Below are 21,932 nucleotides of genomic sequence, written 5' to 3' on the forward strand. Positions count from 1 at the left end.
GTCTTTTTCGCTGGCGCTCCCTGTCAGCGAGCTTGCAGTGCCGCATTGCACGCGCCCGCCGCCGGGCGCGCGGCCTACATCAGCAGGTGTTCGCCCGCGTTGTCGCCGCCCAGGATGACGTAGTTGACCTTGCGCACGTCCATCAGCTTGGTGCCGCCCGCGTAGCTGATGGAGCTTTGCACGTCCTGCTCCATCTCGATCAGTGTCTCGGCCAGCTTGCCCTTGATGGGCTCCAGGATGCGCTTGCCTTCCACATGCTTGTATTCACCCTTGTTGAAATCGCTGGCCGATCCGTAGTACTCCTTGAACAGTTCGCCGTCCACCTCCACGGTCTTGCCGGGCGACTCCTCGTGGCCCGCGAACAGCGAGCCGATCATCACCATGGTGGCGCCAAAACGGATGCTCTTGGCGATGTCGCCATGGCTGCGGATGCCGCCGTCGGCGATGATGGGCTTGGTGGCCACGCGCGCGCACCACTTGAGCGCGCTCAGCTGCCAGCCGCCCGTGCCAAAGCCCGTCTTGAGCTTGGTGATGCACACCTTGCCCGGGCCCACCCCCACCTTGGTGGCATCGGCGCCCCAGTTTTCCAGGTCGATGATGGCTTCGGGCGTGGCCACGTTGCCTGCAATCACGAAGGCCCGGGGCAGCTTTTCCTTGAGGTAGCCGATCATGGCCTTCACCGTGTCGGCATGGCCGTGGGCGATGTCGATGGTGATGTATTCGGGGCACAGCCCCTCGGCCACCAGCTGGTCCACGGTGTCGTAATCGGGTTTTTTGACGCCCAGCGAGATCGATGCGTAGCAACCCTTGGCGTGCATGTCGCGCACAAACTGCAGGTTGTCCAGATCAAACCGGTGCATGACATAGAAGTAGCCGTTCTGTGCCATCCAGGTGCAGATCTTTTCGTCCACTACCGTCTTCATGTTGGCCGGCACCACCGGGATGCGGAATGAGCGGCCGCCCAGTTCCACGCTGGCGTCGCATTCCGAGCGGCTTTCCACGCGGCATTTGCGCGGCAGCAAAAGAACGTTGTCGTAGTCGAAGATTTCCATGAGATTCCAAGCTCCTGTGAAAGGGTCGCGGCGGAAGGATTTCCGGCGCGATGGGCGCTTGGCTTGAAAACCGGCTTCGTGGGTGCTGGCGTGGTGGCTGCACCGGGCCCTGCGGTGCGCAGGCACAAAAAACCGGGCTGCAAGAAACTTGGGCCCGGTGATTGATTCTACCCGCGCGCGGGATTTCCGTCATGGCCCTGCTGGCCGCCCGGCTGCGCCCCGCAGTGCGACTGCGCAGCAGCCACAACCCGCCCTTGCGCATCCTGCACCCAGCCCACCACGCGCAGGCGTTCGGGCCGGGCGCCTTCGGGGATGCGCATGGGGCGTGCCTCCATCCAGCGCTTTGGGTCTGCTGGTGATGGCTGCTCGCGCTGATTCCATAGGCCCTGGAGCAGGTTACGGGCAATATTCCGGGCCACGGGCGAGCCCTCGGTACCTGCAGGCACGGTTTCCACCAGCAGCAGGAAAAAGTGCCACGGGGCCGGTGGCGCGTCGCGCCCAGCCGCCGCCCGCACCGGCGTGAATGCGATGGAGGTGCCCTGGTAGTCGTTGAAGGCCATGCCATGCGCCACACGCAGCCGCCCAGAGGATGCGCCCGCTACCGGTGCGGTGTGCACATCGGTGGTGGCAGGCACCTGGCGCCCGAGCGCCTGCAAACGGCCCAGGGCATCCGCGCTGGCGGCGGCCGACAGCGGTGCATCGTCGCCCAGGGTGCCGGGCACGATCCAGTCCAGCACCAGCGCGCCCGAACCGGGCGCCGGCGTGGCGGGATCACTCCAGCAGGCCTCGCAGTCGGCGCTGATGAAGCGTTCAAACAAGGCCACGGGGGGCGGTGCGCCGTCGCTGCTGCAACTGGCCTGCGCCGCCAGCGGGGGGCTGTGCAGTGCCAGCAGGGCGGTCAGGGTGACGGCCAGGTTTCTCATGGATGGGCGGGGTGCTTTCTACAATGGCCCCATGTTCCCACAAGACCCGTTTTCCGGCGCGCCAGAACCTCTGGTGCCCCCACACGCCGGTGCGGCCTCGGCCGCATCGCCCCTCCTGGCCAACCTGAACGACGAGCAACTGGCTGCCGTCACGCTGCCCGCAGGCCATGCGCTCATCCTGGCGGGGGCGGGCTCGGGCAAGACCCGGGTGCTGACCACCCGCATCGCCTGGCTGCTGCAAAACGGCTACGCCACGCCTGGCGGCATCCTGGCCGTCACCTTCACCAACAAGGCCGCCAAGGAAATGGTGGCCCGCCTGTCGGCGATGCTGCCGGTGAACGTGCGTGGCATGTGGATCGGCACCTTCCACGGCCTGTGCAACCGGCTGCTGCGCGCGCACCACAAGGCAGCGGGGCTGCCGCAGTCGTTCCAGATCCTCGACACGCAAGACCAGCTCTCGGCCATCAAGCGCCTGTGCAAGCAGCACAACGTGGACGAGGAGCGCTTTCCGCCCAAGCAGCTGTCGTACTTCATCGCCAGCTGCAAGGAAGAGGGCATGCGCCCTGGCGACGTGCCCACGCACGACAGCGACAGCCGCAAGAAGGTCGAGATCTACCAGCTGTACGAAGAGCAATGCCAGCGCGAAGGCGTGGTGGACTTTGGCGAGCTGATGCTGCGGTCTTACGAGCTGCTGCGCGACAACGACCCCATCCGCGAGCACTACCAGCGCCGGTTCCAGCACATCCTGGTCGATGAGTTCCAGGACACCAACAAGCTGCAGTACGCCTGGCTCAAGCAACTGGCGGGCAACGAGGTGAATGGGCGCTACGAGGCGCGGGGCAGCGTGATCGCCGTGGGCGACGACGACCAGAGCATCTACGCCTTCCGTGGCGCGCGCGTGGGCAACATGACCGACTTCGTGCGCGAGTTTGATGTCAAGCAGCAAATCAAGCTGGAGCAGAACTACCGCAGCTACAGCAACATCCTCGACTCGGCCAACCACCTCATCAGCCACAACAGCCGCCGCCTGGGCAAGAACCTGCGCACCACGCAGGGCGCGGGCGAGCCCGTGCGCGTGTACGAGGCCAGCTCCGACCTGGCCGAGGCGCAGTGGATGGTGGATGAGATCAAGCAGCTGGTGCGCAACGACGGCTTCGAGCGCAAGGAAATCGCCGTGCTCTACCGCAGCAATGCGCAAAGCCGGGTGATCGAATCGGCGCTGTTCAATGCCAGCGTGCCCTACCGCGTGTACGGCGGCCTGCGATTCTTCGAGCGCGCCGAAATCAAACACGCGCTGGCCTACCTGCGCCTCTTGGAGAACCCGCACGACGACACCAGCTTCACGCGCGTGGTCAACTTTCCGCCGCGGGGCATTGGTGTGCGCAGCATCGAGGTGCTGCAGGACGCGGCCCGCGCCGCGGGCTGCTCGCTGCATGACGCGGTGAGCGCCGTGCCCGGCAAGGCGGGCGCCAACCTGGGCGCGTTTGTGGCCATGGTGGACGTGCTGCGCGAGCAGACCCAGGGCCTGAACCTGCGCGGCATCATCGAGCAGATGCTCGAATCCACGGGGCTGGTGGAGCACTTCCGCACCGAGAAGGAAGGCGCGGACCGCATCGAAAATCTGGAAGAACTCGTCAACGCCGCCGAGAGCTTTGTCACGCAGGAAGGCTTTGGCCGCGATGCGGTGGCCTTGCCGCTGGACGAGCATGGCACGCCGCTCACCCAAAGTGCCGTGAGCCAAGGGCTGGACCCGAATGCGCCAGTGCTCGACGAACCCCTGAAACCCCCCGTGCCCGGCATGGTGGATGCCGACACCGGCGAAACCCTCTCGCCCCTGGCCGCGTTCCTGACCCATGCCGCTCTCGAAGCGGGCGACAACCAGGCCCAGGCCGGGCAGGACGCCGTGCAGCTCATGACCGTGCACGCCAGCAAGGGCCTGGAGTTTGACGGCGTGTTCATCGGCGGCATGGAGGAGGGCCTGTTCCCCCACGAGAACTCCGCCAGTGACCGTGATGGCCTGGAGGAAGAGCGCCGCCTGATGTACGTGGCCATCACCCGCGCGCGCAAGCGCCTGTACCTGAGCCACTCGCAGACGCGTATGCTGCATGGCCAGACGCGCTACAACATCAAGAGCCGCTTTTTCGACGAACTGCCCGAGGGCGCCCTCAAGTGGATCACGCCCAGGCAGCAGGGTTTTGGCTCGTATGCTCCCAATTCAGGAGCTGGAGGCACCTATCCAGCCAGTGCCAGAAACTCATTGGGTTTCAAGCCAGAAACCTTCGCCAGCCCACCGGTGCCGGTGCAGAAAGCCGCGCCTTCGCATGGCCTGCGCGCGGGCACCAACGTGTTCCACACCAAGTTCGGCGAAGGCAAGGTGCTGGCCATCGAAGGCCAGGGCGACGACGCGCGCGCGCAGGTCAATTTTCCGCGCCACGGCACCAAGTGGCTGGCGCTGTCGGTGGCCAAGCTGACGGTGGTGGAGTGAACCCCGTTGCCCACGATGGAGCACCTATGATCGATAAAAACGCATCTGCAACGAGATCCCGACGCCGTCGCGGCGCCTCGCACGGCAGCTCGGCGCGCCACCTCGTCAGCCCGGCGCAGTGGCGGGAGAGCATGACCATCGGCGCGCCGCCTTCGCCGCGTATCTTTGCGATTGCCGGCTTTCAGGCCGCGCTGGCGGTGTTGCTAGCCATCGTGGCCACGTATTTCTCGCCCTGGCCCCAGCTGGTGGGTTTTGCCTCGCTGGGCGCGCTGGCGGCCCTGTTCGGGCGCTTTGCCACGGTGGAGCGGCGCATGCGCATCGTTGTGATCTGCGCGCTGCTGCTGGCGCTGGGGGTGCTGGTGCCTTCGCTCGCATCGTGGGCGGGCGCGCTACCGTGGATGATGGTGTTCGCGCTGGCCCTGGTGGCCGGCGCGGCCACCGTGGCGGTGTCGTGGTGGGGCCTGGGCGGGCCCGGGGCGGTGATCATCGTGTTTGCCGCCGGGGCGGCCTACCATCCCGTGGGCAGTGGCGCCGAGGTGCTGGCCCGGGTGCTGGCCACCCTTGCCGGCGGTGGGGTGGCGGTGCTGACCTGCCTCGTGACGGACCGGTGGCGTGCCACCGAGCTCCAGGCCCTGCGCTTGCCGCCCGCGCATGTGGCGCCCTGGTCGCACCAGTGGATTGCAGCGGGGCGCATCACGGCCTGCGCCGCACTGGCCGCCTGGATTGCCTTCATGGCCGGCTGGCAGCATCCGGCGTGGGCGGCGATCGGTGCGGTGTCGGTGTTGCAGGGCGGGCACCTGCACATCACCATGAACCGCGCGCTGCAGCGCATGGCCGGCACCATCGTGGGCTCGTTCATCGTCTGGGCCATGCTCGCGCAACAGCCATCGTTCTGGGTCGTGGTGGCCGCGATCGTGGCGTTCCAGTTTTTGACCGAGGTGGTCATTGGCTATAACTACGCCCTGGGCCAGATCACGGTGACGCCCATGGCGCTGCTCATGACCTACCTGGCGTCGCCCACCGTGGCCGCGAGCATGCCGGTCGAGCGCGTGCTGGACACCATTCTGGGCGCGGCGCTGGGCATCGTGTTTGCCGTGATTTTCTCCAGCGTGGACGACCGGGTGCACCTGCATGAGCACCGCAGCAAGGACACAGCCGCGCGTTGATGACGGAGGCTGCATTGCCGCACCAAGCGGGACGTTGAATACAAAAAGCACCGTGTTCAGGGCAATAGCGGCAGACGCACAAAGCGGGTCGGCCCAGTGCGGTACCTTCTGGCGACGGTGCTGCGCGACCCTGGGAGATCGTCAACAGGCTCTAACGGCCACTCAAGCGCTGCACGTGGGCTTGCCATCAAAATGCCTTGCAAACGTCATGAAGTTGTCGCGATGGGTTCATACGCTCCAGTGGTTTTGCAAACCACAACCCAAGGAACCCCGATGAACCACCGCGTGGATGCGCCCGAGCAGGCGCTTGACTTCAACAACGAGAATTCCAACACCTCCAACAACCCTACGTTTGATTCCGTGCTGGGTGCACGTCTGTCGCGCCGTGGCCTGCTCCGTGGCAGCGTGGGCACGGTGGGCACGGCCGTGCTGGGCGGTTTTGGCGTGACCGCCTGTGGCGGCAGCGATGGTCCCATTGCGGACGCCAATCCCGTTCCAGAAGCCAAGCTGCTGGGCTTCGGCGCCGTGGCCAAGAGCCTGGCCGACACGGTGGTGGTGCCCGCAGGCTATAGCGTCAGCGTGCTGTTTGCACTGGGCGACCCCTTGGCCGCAGGCGTTGCCGCCTACAAGAACGATGGAACCGATGGCGACTACGACAAGCGTGCCGGCGACCACCATGACGGCATGGAATGGTTTGGCCTGGGTGCCGACGGCAAGCGCAACGACAGCGCCACCGAGCGCGGTCTGCTGGCCATCAACCACGAAGCCACCACGGACGAAAAGCTGTCGTCCTTCTTCCTGCATGCCAATGGCGGCACCTCGACCCTGCCACGTCCTGCGGCCGAAGTGGACAAGGAAACCGATATCCACGGCATCGCCGTGATCGAAGTGGCCAAGACGGCGGACAAGTGGGGCTATGTGTCCACCTCTGCGCTGAATTTCCGCCTGACTTCCCTGAGTCCCATCGAAATTGCCGGCCCCGCCCGTGGCCATGCGCAACTGGTCACCAAGTACTCGACCGACGGCACCAGGACCCGTGGCACGCTGAACAACTGCGGCACCGGCAAGACGCCGTGGGGCACGTTCCTGACCGGCGAGGAAAACTGGTTTGGCTACTTCACCCGCGGCGCGACCGACGACGCAGCCCGTGGCGACAAGAGCGTCACGGCGCTCAAGCGCTATGGCCGCAATCAGGGCGCCACATCGCGCCATGGCTGGGAAACGGGCGGTATCGACGACAAGTACCAGCGCTGGAACAACAGCAAGCTGGGCGCTTCGACGGACGGCAGCGATGACTATCGCAACGAGATGAACGGCATGGGTTACATCGTCGAGATCGACGCCTACGACAAGACCCGCATGGCCAAGAAGCGCACCGCGCTGGGCCGCTTCGCACACGAGAGCGCAGCGTTTGGCAAGGTGGAAGCCGGCAAGCCGCTGACCGTATACATGGGCGACGATTCGCGCGGCGAATACATCTACAAGTTTGTCTCCACCGCGCTGTGGAGCGCGGCCGATGCCAACGCTGCCGACCGCATGGCCGTGGGTGACAAGTACATGGACAGCGGCAAGCTCTATGTGGCCAAGTTCAACGCCGATGGCACGGGCACCTGGATCGAACTCGCGCTGACCAATACGGCGATTTCGGGTTACACCACCTACAGCTTTGCCGATGCGGCAGACATCGCCATCAACACCCGCCTGGCCGCCGACGCCGTGGGCGCCACCAAGATGGACCGCCCCGAGTGGAACGCCGTGAACCCCGCCAACGGCGAGATCTACTTCACGCTGACCAACAACAGCAACCGCAGCATCAACCCCACCAGCGGCCAGTACCTGCCCGACGCCGCCAATCCCCGTGTCTACACCGACATGAAGGGCACCAGCGCACAGAACGGCAACCCCAACGGCCACCTGGTGCGCCTGAAGGAAGGCGCTTCGGTCTCCAGCTTCAGCTGGGACGTGTACCTGTTCGGCGCCGAGGCCGGTGCCGACAAGGCCATGGTCAACATTTCGGCACTGACGGCCGACCAGGACTTCTCCAGCCCCGACGGCCTGGTGTTCAGCAAGGCCACCGGCATCTGCTGGATCCAGACCGACGACGGCGCCTACACCGATGTCACGAACTGCATGATGCTGGCCGCCGTGCCCGGCAGCGTGGGCGATGGCGCCAAGAAGACGCTGAGCTACACCAAGGCCGATGGCAGCAAGCTCGACATCGTCACGCCCGTGGGCAAGGCCGCCACGGAGAACACCCTCAAGCGTTTCCTGGTCGGCCCCAAGGGCTGCGAGATTACCGGCCTGACCGAAACGCCGGACGGCAAGGCGATCTTCGTGAACATCCAGCACCCGGGCGAAACCACCAAGATGGCCGATGTGGCCGATCCGACCAAGTACACCAGCCAGTGGCCGTCCAACGCTGGCTATGGTGCAGGCAAACGCCCCCGCTCGGCCACCATCGTCATCACCAAGAATGACGGCGGCAAGATCGGCACCTGAGCGATTGCAACTCCATCCCCTGCCGGCCCGCCGGCCTGGGGTTGCCAGATGGCTGGCAACTCCGGGTCGGCGGGTTTTTTATTGCGGCGCGGGCGCTGGCAAGCGCCCGGTAGGGGGGGCGGAGGTGCGCGGTGGCACGCGCGCGTGGCCGTCACGGAGCGCGGGGTTCCCCGCAGAGATGGGCGCTACGACAGCAGGCTGCGTTGCCCGGTACTTGTCACGCCGTGCCGTCAGGCCCTGGCGCGGGGTCGGACGCTTGGCTGTGCAGTGCCTGCGGCCCGGATTTTTCGGGCGGCTCAAAACAGTCGCGGAACGTGAACACCACCGACGTGAAGAACATGGCTGCCATCATCATGGCCGCGCCGACCATGATGCCGCCCACCACGGCGGTGAGGCCGCCCACGGCCAGCAAGCCTGCCAGCAGGCTGATGACCAGGCCACTCAGCAGGAACACGCCCATCCAGGCCAGACCATAGACCATGAAGGCGCCGAAATTGCGCAGGCAGGCCACGATGCTGAAGAACAGGCTTTTGACCGGTGGCACGCCATGCCAGTGCACCAGGCCCGGCGCATGCCAGAACAGCAGGGACAAGGGCAGGTACAGCAGCATGGACAGCCACATGGCGCCCTGGAAAGCGGGCGTCTCGGCCATCTCGCGGGTGAGGGGAGCGCCGCCCAGGTATACCTGGGCAAACTGCCCGCCGTCGATCAGTGCTGAAAGGCCCATCACTGCGAGAAACCCCACCGCATACAGCGCCCCCAGCACCAGCATGTCGCGCAGGCGCTGGCGCCCGGTGCGAAAGGCCACCAGCAGTACGGCAGGCGTGGGAAAGCGGCCCTGCACGGCCTCGGCGGCGGCCACCATCATGGCCAGCGTGGCCGAGGGCAGCAGGGCCAGCGCCACGGCGGGGCCGACCAGCGGAATCATGGTGGCCAGGGACATGGCGGCCATGGTCATGAAGAACAGGGCCGCGAGCGCCATGGGTTGCCGCCAGAACGCCCGGATGCCAAGCTTGACCCATTCCAGGCCGGTGCGTGCGGGGACGATGTGGAGTTTCATGGGGAGGGTTTGACAATCAGGAGAGGGCTCAGCACCCGGGGTGGCGGGCAGCACCGGTGAATTTAACCCAGTGCTCCCAAAGGCCACCGGGTGGAAGGGATTCAGGCGTGCACCGGGTGCGCAATGCGGCCTTGCAGAACGCGTTCGAAATGCGTGGGGTCGTGCGGGGTGAGCATCGCTGCCTCGCGGGGCAGGTAGAAATCCCACAGCCGCGAAATCCAGAAGCGCAGGGCGCCCGCCCTCAGCATGGCGGGCAGCAACTCGCGTTCGGCCGCCGTCAGGGGGCGCACGGCCTGGTAGGCGTCGAGCATGTGGGTGGCGCGGTCGGCGTCATGGGTGCCCTGTGCCAAGTCGATGCACCAGTCGTTCAGGCAGACGGCCAGGTCGAACAGCCAGGTGTCCACGCCAGCAAAATAAAAGTCGAAGCAGCCCGTGAGCTCTTCGCCATCGAACATCACGTTGTCGCGGAACAGGTCGGCATGCACCGGACCACGCGGCAGCGCAGCGTAGGCCGATGATGCGGCCACATGGTTCTGGTAGGCGAGCTCGGAGCGCAGCAAGGCGGCCTGCTGCGGGCCGATGTGGGGCAGCACCACGGGCACGGTTTCATTCCACCAGGGCAGGCCGCGCAGGTTGGGCTGGTGCCGGTCAAAATCGCGCCCCGCCAGGTGCATGCGCGCCAGCAGGGTGCCCACGGCCGCGCAGTGCACGGGCTGCGGCGTCAGCTGGCTCTTGCCGCGCAGCTTGTTCACCACGGCCGCAGGCTTGCCACACACGGTGTGCAGGATGTCGCCGTTCTGGTCGGCTTGCGGATCGGGCACCGGCATGCCGTGGTGGGCCAGGTGCTTCATCAGGTGCAGGTAGAACGGCAGCTGTTCGGCGGTGAGCCGCTCGAACAGCGTGAGCACGAATTCGCCCTGGTCGCTGGTGAGAAAGTAGTTGGTGTTCTCGATGCCACCCTCGATGCCGCGCAGCGCCACCAGGTCACCCAGTTGCAAACGGCGCAGCAGTTCGCGCGCCTCATTCGTCGAGACTTCGGTAAAAACGGCCATCGCTCAGCGCAGATACGGGATAGAAAATAGAAAAGGAAGGCAGCCAGCGCGCCGTGTCAGAACTTGATGACGTTCCAGACGCGCGGGGCGGTGTTGGTCTCGGCGCCGTTGCGGCTGCCGGCCCGGCTGCGCGCTCCGTCGGGGGACTGCACTTCGTATTCGGGCAGGTCGCCCGTCTTGGGTTGAACGGTGATGCTCTGGGTCTGGCCGCCCACGCGCAGTTCGTCCACGCGGCTGCCCTCGTCTTCCACGCGAATGCGTTCGGTGCGCTGGTTCTTGCGGCCGTCCAGTTTCTCTGGATTTGGGAGTTGCTCGCGCTTGTCTGCATTGCCTTGAGGGGCAATTGAAGGGGGGGTCTGGGCCAGCAGGGGGCTGGCGGTCAGGCCCAGCAGCAAAAAGAGGTGAACAGCGCGCATGGCGCTATTGTAGGCGGGGCGTGCCGGCAAGGCGGCGCATGGCCTGGTGCCGCCCAGCGGGGAGCTTTTGGTTTTCCCACGGCGGCCAACCCGTGGCAAGCGCGCCGGAGTGCTGCCTGAAAAACCGCTCAGGGATGTTTGGGGCAGGTGCCGGCCTCGCATGGCACAGTGCGCTGGCCGATGAAGGTGCGGAAGTTCTTGCCCAGCCGTCCCATCTGCTCGCAGACATCGCCCCGGGCATCAAAGGCGAAGCCCTGGGCGCCGCTGGCGTTGAGCAGTTCCACCCGCTTCAGCGCCAGTTGGGCGAACTGCTCCGGGTTGTGCCATTGCTCGGCGCAGATGTTGTGGAAGACGAAGGTCGCATACACCAGTTCGGTGACGGCCGGCTTGTCCATTTGCAGCCGCAGCACGCCGTTGTCCAGTTGCACCGTCTTGAGCGCGTTCCCGCGCAGTGCCTTTTGCAGCGGCACTGGCACGTTCTTGAACTCCGTGTCCGCCATCGCCAGCGTGCACGCCGCGCCGACCAGCAACGCCAGCAGTTTTTTCATGGGTTGACCTTTTTCGATGGAGACGCCGCCACCTTGCGGCATGGCGCCGTGCCTGGGAAAAGGGGCTATTTTGCCGGTTTTCATGCCCTGGGCCGAGGGCCGGGGCATGCCGTTGCGCGTGGGCGCCCGCTGGCAGCGGCTTGCTGTGACAATCGCCGCATGAGCGACAAAAAGACCCTGCTGCTGGTGGATGGCTCCAGCTACCTCTACCGTGCCTTCCATGCCATGCCCGACCTGCGCGCCGTGCCGGGCGACCCGGCCAGCCCGGCCACGGGCGCCATCCGCGGCATGATCAACATGATGCAGGCGCTGCGCAAGGAGGTGCATGCCGACTACGCCGCCTGCGTGTTCGACGCCAAGGGCCCCACCTTCCGCGACGCCATCTACCCCGCCTACAAGCAGCAGCGCAGTCCCATGCCGGACGACCTGCGTGCGCAGATCCCGCCCATCCACGAGGTGGTGCGCCTGCTGGGCTGGAAGGTGCTGGATGTGCCCGGCGTGGAGGCCGACGACGTGATCGGCACGCTGGCCGTGACGGCCGCGCGCCAGGGTATCGAGGTGATCGTGAGCAGCGGTGACAAGGACCTGGCGCAGCTGGTGAATGAGCACATCACCATCATCGACACCATGAATGGCAAGCGCCGCGACCTGGCCGGCGTGGAGGCCGAGTTTGGCGTGCCCGCGCGGCTGATGGTGGATTTTCAGACCCTGGTGGGCGACCAGGTGGACAACGTGCCTGGCGTGGAAAAGGTCGGCCCCAAGACGGCGGCCAAGTGGCTGCAGGAATATGGCTCGCTCGATGCCGTGGTGCAGAGCGCCGACAAGATCAAGGGCGTGGCCGGCGAGAACCTGCGCAAGGCGCTCGGCTGGCTGCCCACGGGCCGCCAGCTGCTGACCATCAAGACCGATTGCGACCTCGACGGCTGGGTCGAGGGCCTGCCCCGGCTGGATGCCATCACCATCGGCACGCCCGATACGCCCCGGCTCAAGGACTTCTACGAACAATACGGCTTCAAGGGCCTGGCGCGCGCGCTGGGGGGCGATGTACCGGCCGCCGCCCCCGCTCCCGTGGTTGCCATGCCGGGCGAGAGTGGCGACCTGTTCGCCGACCACTCCGCCAGCCCCGTGGCCGAGGCCGCTCAGCAGCGCGCGGTGGTGTACGACACCATCCTCAACTGGACCGACTTTGACCACTGGCTGCAGCGCCTGATGAAAGCCGAGCTGGTGGCACTGGACACCGAAACCACCTCGCTCGATGAAATGCGCGCAGAAATCGTCGGCATCTCGTTCAGCGTGCAGCCCGGCGAGGCGGCCTACATTCCGCTGGCCCATGCCGGGCCCGATGCGCCCGCGCAATTGCCGCTGGCCGAGGTGCTGGTGCGCCTCCGGCCCTGGCTGCAAGATCCCAAGCGCCACAAGCTGGGCCAGCACATCAAGTACGACCGCCATGTGTTCGCCAACCACGGCATCGAGGTGCACGGCTATGTGCACGACACCATGCTGCAAAGCTACGTGCTCGAAGTGCACAAGCCGCACAACCTGACCAGCCTGGCCGAGCGCCACACCGGCCGCACCGGCATCAGCTACGAAGACCTGTGTGGCAAGGGCGCGCACCAGATTCCGTTTGCCCAGGTGCCGGTGGACAAGGCCGCGGCCTACTCGTGCGAAGACTCCGACCAGACGCTGGACGTGCACCACGCGCTGTGGCCGCTGCTGCAGGCCGATGACAAACTGCGCGCCATCTACGAACTGGAAATCGCCAGCAGCGAGGCGCTCTACCGCATCGAGCGCAACGGCGTACTGATTGATGCCCCCACGCTGGCCGCGCAAAGCCACGAGCTGGGCCAGCGCATCGTGCAGCTCGAGACCGAGGCCTACGCCATCGCGGGCCAGCCCTTCAACCTCAGCAGCCCCAAGCAGCTGGGCGAAATCTTCTTCGACAAGCTGGGCATGCCCGTGGTGAAGAAAACCGCCACCGGCGCGCGCAGCACCGACGAGGAGGTGCTGGAAAAGCTCGCAGAGGACTACCCCCTGCCCGCCAAGCTGCTGGAGCACCGCAGCCTGGTCAAGCTCAAGGGCACCTACACCGACAAACTGGCGCAACTGGCCCTGCCGCGCACCGGCCGCGTGCACACGCACTACGCGCAGGCCGTGGCGGTGACCGGACGGCTGTCGAGCAACGACCCCAACCTGCAGAACATCCCCATCCGCACGGCCGAGGGCCGGCGCATCCGCGAAGCCTTCGTGGCGCCCGCCGGCTGCGTGATCGCCAGCGCCGACTACAGCCAGATCGAGCTGCGCATCATGGCCCACCTCAGCGGCGATCACGCGCTGCTGCACGCCTTCCATGCCGGGCTGGACGTGCACCGCGCCACCGCGGCCGAGGTGTTCGGCGTGGAGGTAGGCCAGGTCACCAGCGAGCAGCGCCGCTACGCCAAGGTCATCAACTTCGGCCTGATCTACGGCATGAGCAGCTTCGGCCTGGCCAAGAACTTAGGGATAGAGACCAAGGCCGCCGCCGCCTACATCGACCGCTACTTCCAGCGTTACCCCGGCGTCAAGCAGTACATGGACGACACCAAGGCCGCCGCCAAATCCATGGGGTATGTGGAGACGGTGTTCGGCCGGCGACTGTACCTCCCCGAAATCAACTCGCCCAACGGCCCGCGCCGCGCCGGCGCCGAGCGCGCCGCCATCAACGCGCCCATGCAGGGCACGGCGGCCGACCTCATCAAGATGGCCATGGTCAAGGTGCAGCAGGTGCTGGACGCCGAAAAGCCCGCCATCAAAATGATCATGCAGGTGCACGACGAACTCGTGTTCGAGTTGCCCGAGGGCGAGGTGGACTGGCTCAAAAGCCATATCCCGCGCCTGATGGCTGGCGTGGCGGACCTCAAGGTACCCCTGCTGGCCGAGGTGGGCGTGGGGCCCAACTGGGACAAGGCGCATTGAGCCCCAGCGGCGCAGGCAAAGGGGTCAGGTCACGACGCAGGCAGGGGGTCAGATCACGATTTCGCACAGCGAAACTCGTGCTCTGACCCCCTGCCGGACCACAAGGCGCAGCATTACCAAGCCCCCAGACATCCAACCATTCACCATTCGTCCTGCAGATTTTTAAGAATTTTTAGCCTCCAGCGCTTATCAGAAAGCGCCACCAGCGCCCAAACCAGAAGCAGATGCAATCTCCCCCACCCACCCTGCACCCATCCACCTGGACCCCCGCCATCCGCATGGGCCTGTCCATCTCCGCCGCCACCGGCCTCTACGGCATCTCCTTCGGCGCCCTGGCCGTGGCCGCCGGGCTCACGGTATGGCAAGCCATGGCGCTGAGCCTGCTCATGTTCACTGGTGGCTCGCAGTTCGCCTTCATCGGCGTCATCGCGGGCGGCGGCGCGGGTTCTGCCGCGCTGGGCGCCGCCGCGCTGCTGGGCGTGCGCAACGCCGTCTATGGCATGCAGATGAACGGCATGGTTGCCCCCACCGGCTGGCGCAAGGCCGTGGCGGCGCAGCTCACCATCGACGAATCCGCCGCCACGGCCTCGGGCCAAACCGAACCTGCGGAGCAGCGGCGCGGCTTCTGGACAGCCGGCATCGGCGTGTTTGTGCTCTGGAACCTGTTCACCCTGCTCGGCGCCGTGCTCGGCGATGCCCTGGGCGACCCGCGCCGCTGGGGCCTGGACGGCGCCGCCGTGGCGGCCTTCCTGGCCCTGCTGTGGCCGCGCCTGCGCCAGCGCGAACCCGTGGCGCTGGCCGTGCTGTGCGGTGTGGCCACCGCCCTGGCCGTGCCGCTGCTGCCGCCCGGCCTGCCCATTCTGCTGGCTGCTGTGGTGGGTGCCGCCTGGGGCTGGTGGGTGCACAGCCCTGATGCGCCGCCCACCAGCGGGGAGGGCGCGCCATGACGCTCTGGACCGCCATCGTGCTGGCCTGCGCAGCCACCTACCTCACCAAACTCGCGGGCTACGCCGTGCCCGCCCGCTGGCTGCGCAACCCCCGCATGGCCCGCGTGGCGGGCGCCATCACCGTGGCCCTGCTGTCGGCGCTGACGGTGATGAATACATTTGCCGCAGGCACTGTGCTGGTGATTGATGCGCGGTTGGCGGCATTGGCGGTGGCCGCGCTGGCGCTTTGGCTGCGCCTGCCGTTTTTGCTGGTGGTGGTGCTGGGGGCGGCTGTGGCGGGGGCGGTGCGGTGGTGGGGGTGATTGATGGAGTGCCTCAACCCAATAGATCACCTCACCCGTCCGCGTTCATTGATCACAGGACTGAAGTAGCCGCCATTCCACTGGACGCCATAGGCGTGGGCGCACGCCAGGCAGCTTTTCGGACGATAAAGTAGGGATGCAGGGAAAGCGGATCGCAAACCGCATCGGTAAACTCATCCAGCAACTGGCCATCCAGCCACCTTCCCCACCCGCTTTGCCCCCGGAGCTCCCTGCATGCCTGACACCACCCCCTACACCCCACCTGCCATCTGGCAATGGAACAAGGAAAGCGGCGGCAAGTTCGCCAGCATCAACCGGCCCATCGCCGGCGCCACGCACGACAAGGAACTGCCGGTGGGCCGCCACCCGCTGCAGCTGTATTCGCTGGCCACGCCCAACGGCGTCAAGGTCACGGTCATGCTCGAAGAACTGCTGGCCCTGGGCCACGGCGGTGCGGAATACGATGCCTGGCTGATTCCGATCGGTGAAGGCGCGCAGTTCAGCAGCGGCTTCGTGGCGGTCAACCCCAACTCGAAGATTCCGGCGCTGATGGACCGCAGCGGGCCCGAGCCGGTGCGGGTGTTCGAATCCGGCGCCATCCTGCTGTACCTGGCGGAAAAGTTTGGCGCCTTCCTGCCCAAGGATTTCTCCCAGCGTGCCGAGTGCCTGTCGTGGCTGTTCTGGCAGATGGGCAGTGCGCCGTTTCTGGGGGGCGGCTTCGGACACTTTTATGTCTACGCGCCCGAGAAGTACGAGTACCCCATCGACCGCTACGCGATGGAGGTCAAGCGCCAGATGGATGTGCTCAACCAGCGCCTGGCCGCGCACGAATACCTGGCGGGCAGCGATTACACGGTGGCCGACATCGCCGCCTGGCCCTGGTACGGCGCGCTGGCCAAGGGCCAGCTGTACGAGGCGGGCGAATTTTTGCAGGTGCAGGAATACACCCATGTGGTGCGCTGGGCCGAGCAGATTGCCAAGCGCCCGGCCGTGCAGCGTGGCCGCAAGGTCAACCGCACCTGGGGCGACCCGGCCAGCCAGCTGCATGAGCGCCATGACGCCAGCGATTTCGACACCAAGACCCAGGACAAGCTGGCGCCTGCCGCCTGATACGGATTGCCTTCCACCGTATAACTCGTTGGTTCGCCTTGCCGTGCTAAAGCACTGTCTGCGGCTTCCCGCCTAGTTATCCACTTGAATGCACAACCGTCGGAATACACTGAAGGAGAAGTTGCCATGATCACCCTGTACGACTGCGCCACGGCGCCCAGCCCGCGCCGGGCCCGCATCCTGCTGGCCGAAAAAGGCGTTGCCCATGACACCGTGCAGGTGGACCTGCGCAGCGGCGAACAGCTGGGCGATGCCTATCGGCGCATCAACCCGCAATGCACGGTGCCCGCCCTGCGCACCGAGGATGGCTTGCTGCTGACCGACAACGCGGCCATTACCGCGTATGTGGAAGCGCGCTACCCCCACCCGCCGCTGCTAGGCGAGACGCCCGCGGAAAAGGCCGAGATCGCCAGCTGGAACTGGCGCGCGGAGTTCGAGGGCCTGCTGGCGATTGCCGAGGCTTTTCGCAATGGTTCGCCGGCGATGGCCAACCGGGCGCTGGCGGGCACGGTGAACTACCCGCAGATCCCCGCGCTGGCCGAGCGCGGGCTGCTGCGCGTGGCGCAGTTTTTCTCGCTGCTGAACGAGCGCCTGGAGGGCCGCGATTTTGTGGCCGCCAACCGCTTCAGCGTGGCCGACATCACGGCCGTGGTGGCGGTGGACTTTGCGCGCGTGGTCAAGCAAAAGCCCGGCGAACAGCACCCGCACCTGCTGCGCTGGCGCGCGGCCATGGCGGCCAGGCCTTCGATGTCGCTTTGATCCCATGAGCGTGCCCAAGACCCTGCTGATCGTTTACCACTCGCTGACGGGCGGCACGCGCCAGATGGCCGAGGCGGTGCGGGCCGGTGCAGCGTTGGAGGGCGGTTGCCAGGTGCGCCTGCTGCACGCCGCGCAGGCCGGGCCCGCCGATGTGCTGGCGGCGCAGGGCTATGTGTTCGCCACGCCCGAGAATCTGGCGGCGATGAGCGGGCAGCTCAAGGATTTTTTTGACCGCAGCTATTACGGGGTGCTCGACCAGGTCAATGGCCGTCCCTATGCCAGCCTGATCTGTGCAGGCAGCGACGGCAGCAACGCGGCGCGCCAGATCGCGCGCATCGCCACCGGCTGGCGCCTCAAGGCCGTGGCCGAGCCGCTGATCGTGTGCACCCACGCGCAGACGCCCGAGGCCATCCTGGCGCCCAAGCAGATTGGCGAGGAAGACCTGGCGCGCTGCCGGGCGCTGGGCGAGGCGCTGGCGACGGGGTTGGTGCTGGGCGTGTTCTGATGTGCTATTGAGTTAATAGCTGTTTGTGCTTGTCCGTCAAGCGCTAGAGGTCGATTTTCTTGAATCTATAGGGCGCACTTCAGTGCCAGGCCGTGGCCACCAGCTGGCTGTAGTGCACGCCTTTTCTCCCCAGCAGCTGCTCGAACTGCGCCGGGTTGCCCACGTTGTCGCTGCCCAGCATGGCCAGGGTTTCGCTGCACCAGGGCGACTGCGGCACGGCGTCGCCCAGCTTCGCGCTCAAGGTGGTGAGCGGCTGGGGCAGGCGCAGCACCGTGGCGGGCCGATGGCCCAATTGCTGGCGCAGGCTGGCAATGAAGGCGCCCATGGTCAGCGCCTCGGGGCCGGTGCAGTCGATGGTGCCGGTTTGCTGAAGCGCCGGGCCCAGCAGGGCGACCACGGCGGCGGCCAGGTCGTGCACTGACACCGGCTGCACGCGCGCCTCCAGCACCGGGCCGGGGAACAGCGCCACCGGCAGGCGCGCCAGGTTCATGAACAGGGCGCTGCTGTCGCCACCTTTGCCATACACCACGCTGGGGCGCAGGATGGCGGGGTGCAACTTGCCTTGCGCTGCCAGTGCCTGCAGGTGCGCCTCGGCGGCCCGCTTGGTCTGGGCGTAGCGGGTGCTGCTGCCTTCAATGCCCAGCGCAGAGATTTGCACCACGCGCTGCACGCCGGCCTGGGCGCAGGCATCAAACAGGGCGATGGGCGTATCGCGGTGCACGGCGTCGATGGGGCGCGCGCGCGTGTCGCGCAGCACGCCCACCGCATTGACCACGGCGTCGATGCCCGCCAGGCGCGGCAACCAGGCGGCGGCCGCGGTGTCGCGGGCAAAGTCCATGGGCACCTGACCGGGCTGCAGCGTGCGCTGGCGCGGCGATACACCACCGTGCACGGTGTGGCCCGCGCGCTGCAGTGCTGCCTGCAGGGTGTGGCCAATGAAGCCGGTGGAGCCCGTGAGAAGGATGTGCATGGTGCGGTGCCGGAAAGCTGCGGAGAATTGGACAATAGACCGGTTTGCGATTTTTTTCAGGCCACCGCTTGAATCTGGGGCGCCAGGCCATGCCATCACGGCCGGCGGGCGCGCAACCGCGCTGATCCGTTGCCCGGGGTTTCGCCCATCCTCGCCGTGCCGGTGAAAAAACACCGGCATCCCTCTTGACATGGTTGCTAAGATGAAAAACACACCGGCCGGCGGCACTGCCGCCGGCACCGGACTTTGATCAAAAAATGCCCCTGGGGCATATACAAAAAGCGCAAATAGCTATGACTTTGGTAGCAATCATTCTGGTCACCCTGGCGGCAGGTATCGGTAGCGTATGGGTGGCAGCGCTGCTCATGGGCGCAGGGCTGCGAGGCGGTGGCGGCAGCGTGGGGCCGCAGCGCCTGCTCAGCCTGGCGGCGGGCGCCTTGCTGGCCACGGCCTTCATGCACCTGCTGCCCGAGGCGTTTGAAAGCCATGTGGACGCCCACGACCTGTTCGCCACGCTGCTGGTGGGCCTGGTGTTCTTCTTTCTGCTCGACAAGGCCGAGCTGTGGCACCACGGCCACGAGCACAGCCATGGGGCACTGCCTGCCAACGGGCATGGCACGACAGGGCACGACCATGCGGTGGCCGCGCAGCAGGGGCGTGCCCATGCGCATGCACAGGGGCATGACCATGACCACCCCCATTCCCATCACCACGGCCCCAAGGCCGGGGGCTGGGCCGTGCTCACCGGTGACAGCGTGCATTGCTTTGGCGACGGCATCCTGATTGCCTCTGCCTTCATGGCCGATATGCGGCTGGGGGTGATTGCCGCGTTTTCCGTGCTGGCCCACGAGGTGCCCCACCACATGGGTGACCTCGTGGTGCTGCGCCAGACCAGCCCGAACCGGCGCATGGCGCTGGTCAAGGTGTCGCTGGCCGGTGCCGTCACGGCCCTGGGCGGTCTGGTGGGGTATTTTCTGGTGGGGCAGTTGCACGACTGGCTGCCGTATTTCCTGGTCGTGGCGTCGAGCAGCTTTGTCTATGTGGCCCTGGCCGATCTGATTCCGCAGCTGCAAAAGCGCCTCTCGGCGCCCGAAACGCTGACCCAGATCGTCTGGCTGCTGGTGGGCATGGGGCTGGTCATGCTGGTCAGCAGTGCGTCACATTTGCACTGAGTACAGGTGTTTTGCTATTGAAAAAATAGCATCTGACGCATTCTGTATAAGCGCTCAAGGCTAAAAATGCTGGATGGACAGCAGGCCTCAGCCCGCCAGCTCCTCGCGCACCGCCGCCACCTGGCGGCGCGACACCATCAGCAGCTCGGTCAGCCCCTGCAGGCGCACGGCCCAGCCTTCGCCTTCCTCGGGGTCGTAGTGCTTTTCCAGCGCACGCACGGCGCGGCGCGCCACCAGCGCATTGCGGTGGATGCGCAGGTAGCGCGGGGCGAACTTGGCCTCCAGTTCGCTCAGCGAGCCATCCATGATGTAGCTGCGCGTGGCGGTGCGCACGGTCACATATTTCTGCTCGGCCTTGAAATACAGCACCTCGGCCAGCGACAGGCGCTCGGTGCGGCCCCGGTCCTGTATCAGCAGGGTTTCGCCTTCTGGCACGCCGGGTGCTGCCACCGGTGCGGGGCTGCGGATGTTGCGCTGGGCCTTGGCCAGGGCCTGCAGCAGGCGTTCGCGCCGCACGGGCTTGGTGAGGTAGTCCACGGCGTCGAGTTCGAACGCGCTCACGGCGTGGTCGGCGTGGGCGGTCACGAACACCACGGCCGGGGGGTACGCCAGCGCCCGCAGGGCGTGGGCCAGGCACAGGCCGTCCTGGCCGGGCATGTGGATGTCCAGCAGCACCAGATCGAACGCCCGCCCGCCGGTGGGGGTGAGCTGCGCCAGGGCCTCACCCGTGTTGGCTGCTTCGTCCACGGTGCATGGCACGGTGTCCCGGCAATCGCCCAGCAGGGTGCGCAGTCGGCCGCGGGCCAGGGCTTCGTCGTCAACGATGAGGATGTTCATGGATGGGAGCGGCGCGGGGTGAGGGTTCGGGCTGCGTGGGCAGGCGCGGTGCGCTGGGGCGCGCCGGGGGCCGGCAGGGTGATGCGCACCTGGTACAGGCCATCCTGCACGCCTGCACTGAACGCGCCCTGCACATCGTGCAGCAGCGCCAGGCGGGCGCGCACATTGTCGAGCGCAATGCCGTGGCCCCTGGTGGCGGTGTCGTCGCCCTCGCCGTTTTTGTCTTCCCTGGAGGGCAGGGTGTTGGTGATGCGCACCACCACCCGGCTGCCGCGCAGCTCGGTCAGCACGCGCAGCTTGCCGCCGCGGGCGCTGGGCTCCACGCCGTGCTTGACGGCGTTTTCCACCAGCGGCTGCAGCAGCAGGGGGGGCAGGTGGGCGTTGTCGGTGCGTGGGTCCAGGTTCCATTGCACCTGCAGGCGTTGGCCAAAGCGCACTTCCTCGATGGCCAGGTAGCGGCGCGCGAGCGTGATTTCTTCGGCCAGCGTGACCGATTCGCTTTGCTCGACCAGCGCATGGCGGAACAGGTCGCTCAGGTCTTCGAGCAGCGATTCGGCCTTGGCCGGTTCTTCGCGCACCAGGGCGATGGCACTGTTGAGGGTGTTGAACAGAAAGTGCGGCCGGATGCGCGACTGCAACTCGGTCAGGCGCGCCGTGGTGGCAGCCGGGGTGCGCCCGCGCGCGCGCATCACCAGGGCGGCCACCAGCGCCGCCGACAGCAGCGCGCCGCTGGCTGCGCTGGCCAGCCAGGGTGGCGGCTCTGCCATGCCCACCAGGGCCAGCATGGCGCAGGCATACAGCCCCGCCAGGGCGCCGAGCGCCACGCCCGCCGCAAACTGGCCGTTGGTTCCCAGGCGCTGCAGCAGGGTCTTGAGGCTGCAGGCGGCAATCAGCCAGACCAGCGTGGCGGGCAGGGCGCCGCCGGTGAGCAGCGACACGCGGGCCAGCCACTCCAGCGGTGTGCTGGCGCCATACATGGCACCCACGCCGAGCACGATTTCCACAAACAGCACGGCGCGCAGCACCACGCCCACATGGCAGGCATCGAACACCAGCGCCCGCTGCACTTTGCCCAGCCGGCGTGGCTTTGCGGGCGCCAATTCCAGGTCCAGGGGCTGGGTCGATAAAATTTGCGTGTTTTGCATTGCGGCATCCGGGTGTTCCGGGTGTCAGTTCC

General features: G+C 66.6%; 19 protein-coding genes. 10 read left to right on the forward strand and 9 right to left on the reverse strand.

The genetic code is table 11. From position 1 onward, the window contains the following. Positions 1-74 precede the first annotated feature (74 nt). Together K225_RS0107805 and K225_RS0107810 are read right to left on the reverse strand one after the other, a co-directional pair. Positions 75-1,052 (reverse strand): GMP reductase, encoded by a 978-nt coding sequence (locus K225_RS0107805; protein WP_026435882.1) that lies wholly within the window; start codon positions 1,050-1,052, stop codon positions 75-77. A 167-nt stretch (positions 1,053-1,219) separates the two neighbouring features. Beyond that, entirely contained in the window at positions 1,220-1,975 is a 756-nt protein-coding gene (locus K225_RS0107810) for a hypothetical protein (protein ID WP_026435883.1), read from the reverse strand. 31 nt (positions 1,976-2,006) lie between these two features. Between K225_RS0107810 and K225_RS0107815 the strand changes: the two genes are divergently transcribed. The 3 genes from K225_RS0107815 to K225_RS0107825 all read left to right on the forward strand — a co-directional run bounded on the left by K225_RS0107815 (position 2,007) and on the right by K225_RS0107825 (position 8,125). Beyond that, a complete protein-coding gene (locus tag K225_RS0107815; protein WP_026435884.1) occupies positions 2,007-4,460 on the forward strand; it encodes a UvrD-helicase domain-containing protein in 2,454 nt (817 codons plus the stop codon). A gap of 26 nt (positions 4,461-4,486) precedes the next feature. Next, on the forward strand, positions 4,487-5,626 hold the full coding sequence (locus tag K225_RS0107820) for an FUSC family protein (RefSeq protein WP_026435885.1): 1,140 nt from the start codon (positions 4,487-4,489) through the stop codon (positions 5,624-5,626). Between the two features lie 273 nt (positions 5,627-5,899). Further along, positions 5,900-8,125 carry a PhoX family phosphatase gene (locus tag K225_RS0107825; protein ID WP_026435886.1) on the forward strand — a complete coding sequence of 742 codons (2,226 nt, stop codon included), beginning with the start codon at positions 5,900-5,902 and terminating at the stop codon, positions 8,123-8,125. 217 nt (positions 8,126-8,342) lie between these two features. Here the strand turns inward: K225_RS0107825 and K225_RS0107830 are convergent, their stop codons facing one another. The 4 genes from K225_RS0107830 to K225_RS0107845 all read right to left on the reverse strand — a co-directional run bounded on the left by K225_RS0107830 (position 8,343) and on the right by K225_RS0107845 (position 11,201). Beyond that, positions 8,343-9,185, reverse strand: a complete 843-nt coding sequence (locus tag K225_RS0107830) for a BPSS1780 family membrane protein (RefSeq protein WP_026435887.1) — start codon at positions 9,183-9,185, stop codon at positions 8,343-8,345. A gap of 101 nt (positions 9,186-9,286) precedes the next feature. After that, positions 9,287-10,237, reverse strand: a complete 951-nt coding sequence (locus K225_RS0107835) for a homoserine kinase (protein WP_026435888.1) — start codon at positions 10,235-10,237, stop codon at positions 9,287-9,289. Positions 10,238-10,293: 56 nt separating this feature from the next. Then, entirely contained in the window at positions 10,294-10,653 is a 360-nt protein-coding gene (locus tag K225_RS0107840; RefSeq protein WP_026435889.1) for a hypothetical protein, read from the reverse strand. A gap of 128 nt (positions 10,654-10,781) precedes the next feature. Continuing rightward, positions 10,782-11,201, reverse strand: coding sequence for a hypothetical protein (locus tag K225_RS0107845; protein ID WP_026435890.1), 420 nt, complete (start codon positions 11,199-11,201; stop codon positions 10,782-10,784). A gap of 159 nt (positions 11,202-11,360) precedes the next feature. On the opposite strand from K225_RS0107845, the gene polA reads away from it, so the two are divergent. From polA to K225_RS0107885, 6 genes are all read left to right on the forward strand, one after another. Continuing rightward, on the forward strand, positions 11,361-14,153 hold the full coding sequence (gene polA / locus K225_RS20560) for a DNA polymerase I (RefSeq protein WP_034712049.1): 2,793 nt from the start codon (positions 11,361-11,363) through the stop codon (positions 14,151-14,153). Between the two features lie 224 nt (positions 14,154-14,377). Continuing rightward, complete coding sequence (locus K225_RS20565; RefSeq protein ID WP_051248771.1) at positions 14,378-15,100, forward strand: AzlC family ABC transporter permease; 723 nt, start codon at positions 14,378-14,380, stop codon at positions 15,098-15,100. Then, entirely contained in the window at positions 15,097-15,402 is a 306-nt protein-coding gene (locus K225_RS0107870) for an AzlD domain-containing protein (protein ID WP_026435891.1), read from the forward strand. The genes K225_RS20565 and K225_RS0107870 overlap by 4 nt, the downstream gene beginning before the upstream one ends. A gap of 234 nt (positions 15,403-15,636) precedes the next feature. Beyond that, positions 15,637-16,512, forward strand: coding sequence for a glutathione-dependent disulfide-bond oxidoreductase (yghU, locus tag K225_RS0107875; RefSeq protein ID WP_026435892.1), 876 nt, complete (start codon positions 15,637-15,639; stop codon positions 16,510-16,512). 126 nt (positions 16,513-16,638) lie between these two features. Next, positions 16,639-17,271, forward strand: coding sequence for a glutathione S-transferase family protein (locus K225_RS0107880; protein WP_026435893.1), 633 nt, complete (start codon positions 16,639-16,641; stop codon positions 17,269-17,271). Between the two features lie 4 nt (positions 17,272-17,275). After that, entirely contained in the window at positions 17,276-17,776 is a 501-nt protein-coding gene (locus K225_RS0107885) for a flavodoxin family protein (protein ID WP_026435894.1), read from the forward strand. A gap of 79 nt (positions 17,777-17,855) precedes the next feature. On the opposite strand, the gene K225_RS0107890 is transcribed toward K225_RS0107885, so the two are convergent. Further along, complete coding sequence (locus tag K225_RS0107890; RefSeq protein ID WP_026435895.1) at positions 17,856-18,746, reverse strand: NAD-dependent epimerase/dehydratase family protein; 891 nt, start codon at positions 18,744-18,746, stop codon at positions 17,856-17,858. A 293-nt stretch (positions 18,747-19,039) separates the two neighbouring features. Here K225_RS0107890 and K225_RS0107895 point away from each other — a divergent pair, with 293 nt between their 5' ends. Continuing rightward, positions 19,040-19,918, forward strand: coding sequence for a ZIP family metal transporter (locus K225_RS0107895; protein WP_034712053.1), 879 nt, complete (start codon positions 19,040-19,042; stop codon positions 19,916-19,918). Positions 19,919-20,005: 87 nt separating this feature from the next. Here K225_RS0107895 and K225_RS0107900 read toward each other — a convergent pair whose 3' ends face one another. Continuing rightward, a complete protein-coding gene (locus tag K225_RS0107900) occupies positions 20,006-20,755 on the reverse strand; it encodes a LytTR family DNA-binding domain-containing protein (RefSeq protein WP_026435897.1) in 750 nt (249 codons plus the stop codon). Continuing rightward, complete coding sequence (locus K225_RS0107905; protein WP_026435898.1) at positions 20,752-21,900, reverse strand: sensor histidine kinase; 1,149 nt, start codon at positions 21,898-21,900, stop codon at positions 20,752-20,754. Before K225_RS0107905 ends, K225_RS0107900 begins: the two co-directional genes overlap by 4 nt. Positions 21,901-21,932 lie beyond the last annotated feature (32 nt).

Origin of the sequence: Acidovorax sp. JHL-9, from assembly GCF_000426205.1 — a bacterium.
GTDB classification, from domain to species: Bacteria; Pseudomonadota; Gammaproteobacteria; order Burkholderiales; family Burkholderiaceae_C; genus Acidovorax; species Acidovorax soli.

Coding starts and splice junctions, on each gene's coding strand:
- K225_RS0107805 (WP_026435882.1), bottom strand. CDS start 1,052: ATGGAAATCTTCGACTACGACAACGTTCTTTTGCTGCCGCGCAAATGC.
- K225_RS0107810 (WP_026435883.1), bottom strand. CDS start 1,975: ATGAGAAACCTGGCCGTCACCCTGACCGCCCTGCTGGCACTGCACAGC.
- K225_RS0107815 (WP_026435884.1), top strand. CDS start 2,007: ATGTTCCCACAAGACCCGTTTTCCGGCGCGCCAGAACCTCTGGTGCCC.
- K225_RS0107820 (WP_026435885.1), top strand. CDS start 4,487: ATGATCGATAAAAACGCATCTGCAACGAGATCCCGACGCCGTCGCGGC.
- K225_RS0107825 (WP_026435886.1), top strand. CDS start 5,900: ATGAACCACCGCGTGGATGCGCCCGAGCAGGCGCTTGACTTCAACAAC.
- K225_RS0107830 (WP_026435887.1), bottom strand. CDS start 9,185: ATGAAACTCCACATCGTCCCCGCACGCACCGGCCTGGAATGGGTCAAG.
- K225_RS0107835 (WP_026435888.1), bottom strand. CDS start 10,237: ATGGCCGTTTTTACCGAAGTCTCGACGAATGAGGCGCGCGAACTGCTG.
- K225_RS0107840 (WP_026435889.1), bottom strand. CDS start 10,653: ATGCGCGCTGTTCACCTCTTTTTGCTGCTGGGCCTGACCGCCAGCCCC.
- K225_RS0107845 (WP_026435890.1), bottom strand. CDS start 11,201: ATGAAAAAACTGCTGGCGTTGCTGGTCGGCGCGGCGTGCACGCTGGCG.
- polA (WP_034712049.1), top strand. CDS start 11,361: ATGAGCGACAAAAAGACCCTGCTGCTGGTGGATGGCTCCAGCTACCTC.
- K225_RS20565 (WP_051248771.1), top strand. CDS start 14,378: ATGCAATCTCCCCCACCCACCCTGCACCCATCCACCTGGACCCCCGCC.
- K225_RS0107870 (WP_026435891.1), top strand. CDS start 15,097: ATGACGCTCTGGACCGCCATCGTGCTGGCCTGCGCAGCCACCTACCTC.
- yghU (WP_026435892.1), top strand. CDS start 15,637: ATGCCTGACACCACCCCCTACACCCCACCTGCCATCTGGCAATGGAAC.
- K225_RS0107880 (WP_026435893.1), top strand. CDS start 16,639: ATGATCACCCTGTACGACTGCGCCACGGCGCCCAGCCCGCGCCGGGCC.
- K225_RS0107885 (WP_026435894.1), top strand. CDS start 17,276: ATGAGCGTGCCCAAGACCCTGCTGATCGTTTACCACTCGCTGACGGGC.
- K225_RS0107890 (WP_026435895.1), bottom strand. CDS start 18,746: ATGCACATCCTTCTCACGGGCTCCACCGGCTTCATTGGCCACACCCTG.
- K225_RS0107895 (WP_034712053.1), top strand. CDS start 19,040: ATGACTTTGGTAGCAATCATTCTGGTCACCCTGGCGGCAGGTATCGGT.
- K225_RS0107900 (WP_026435897.1), bottom strand. CDS start 20,755: ATGAACATCCTCATCGTTGACGACGAAGCCCTGGCCCGCGGCCGACTG.
- K225_RS0107905 (WP_026435898.1), bottom strand. CDS start 21,900: ATGCAAAACACGCAAATTTTATCGACCCAGCCCCTGGACCTGGAATTG.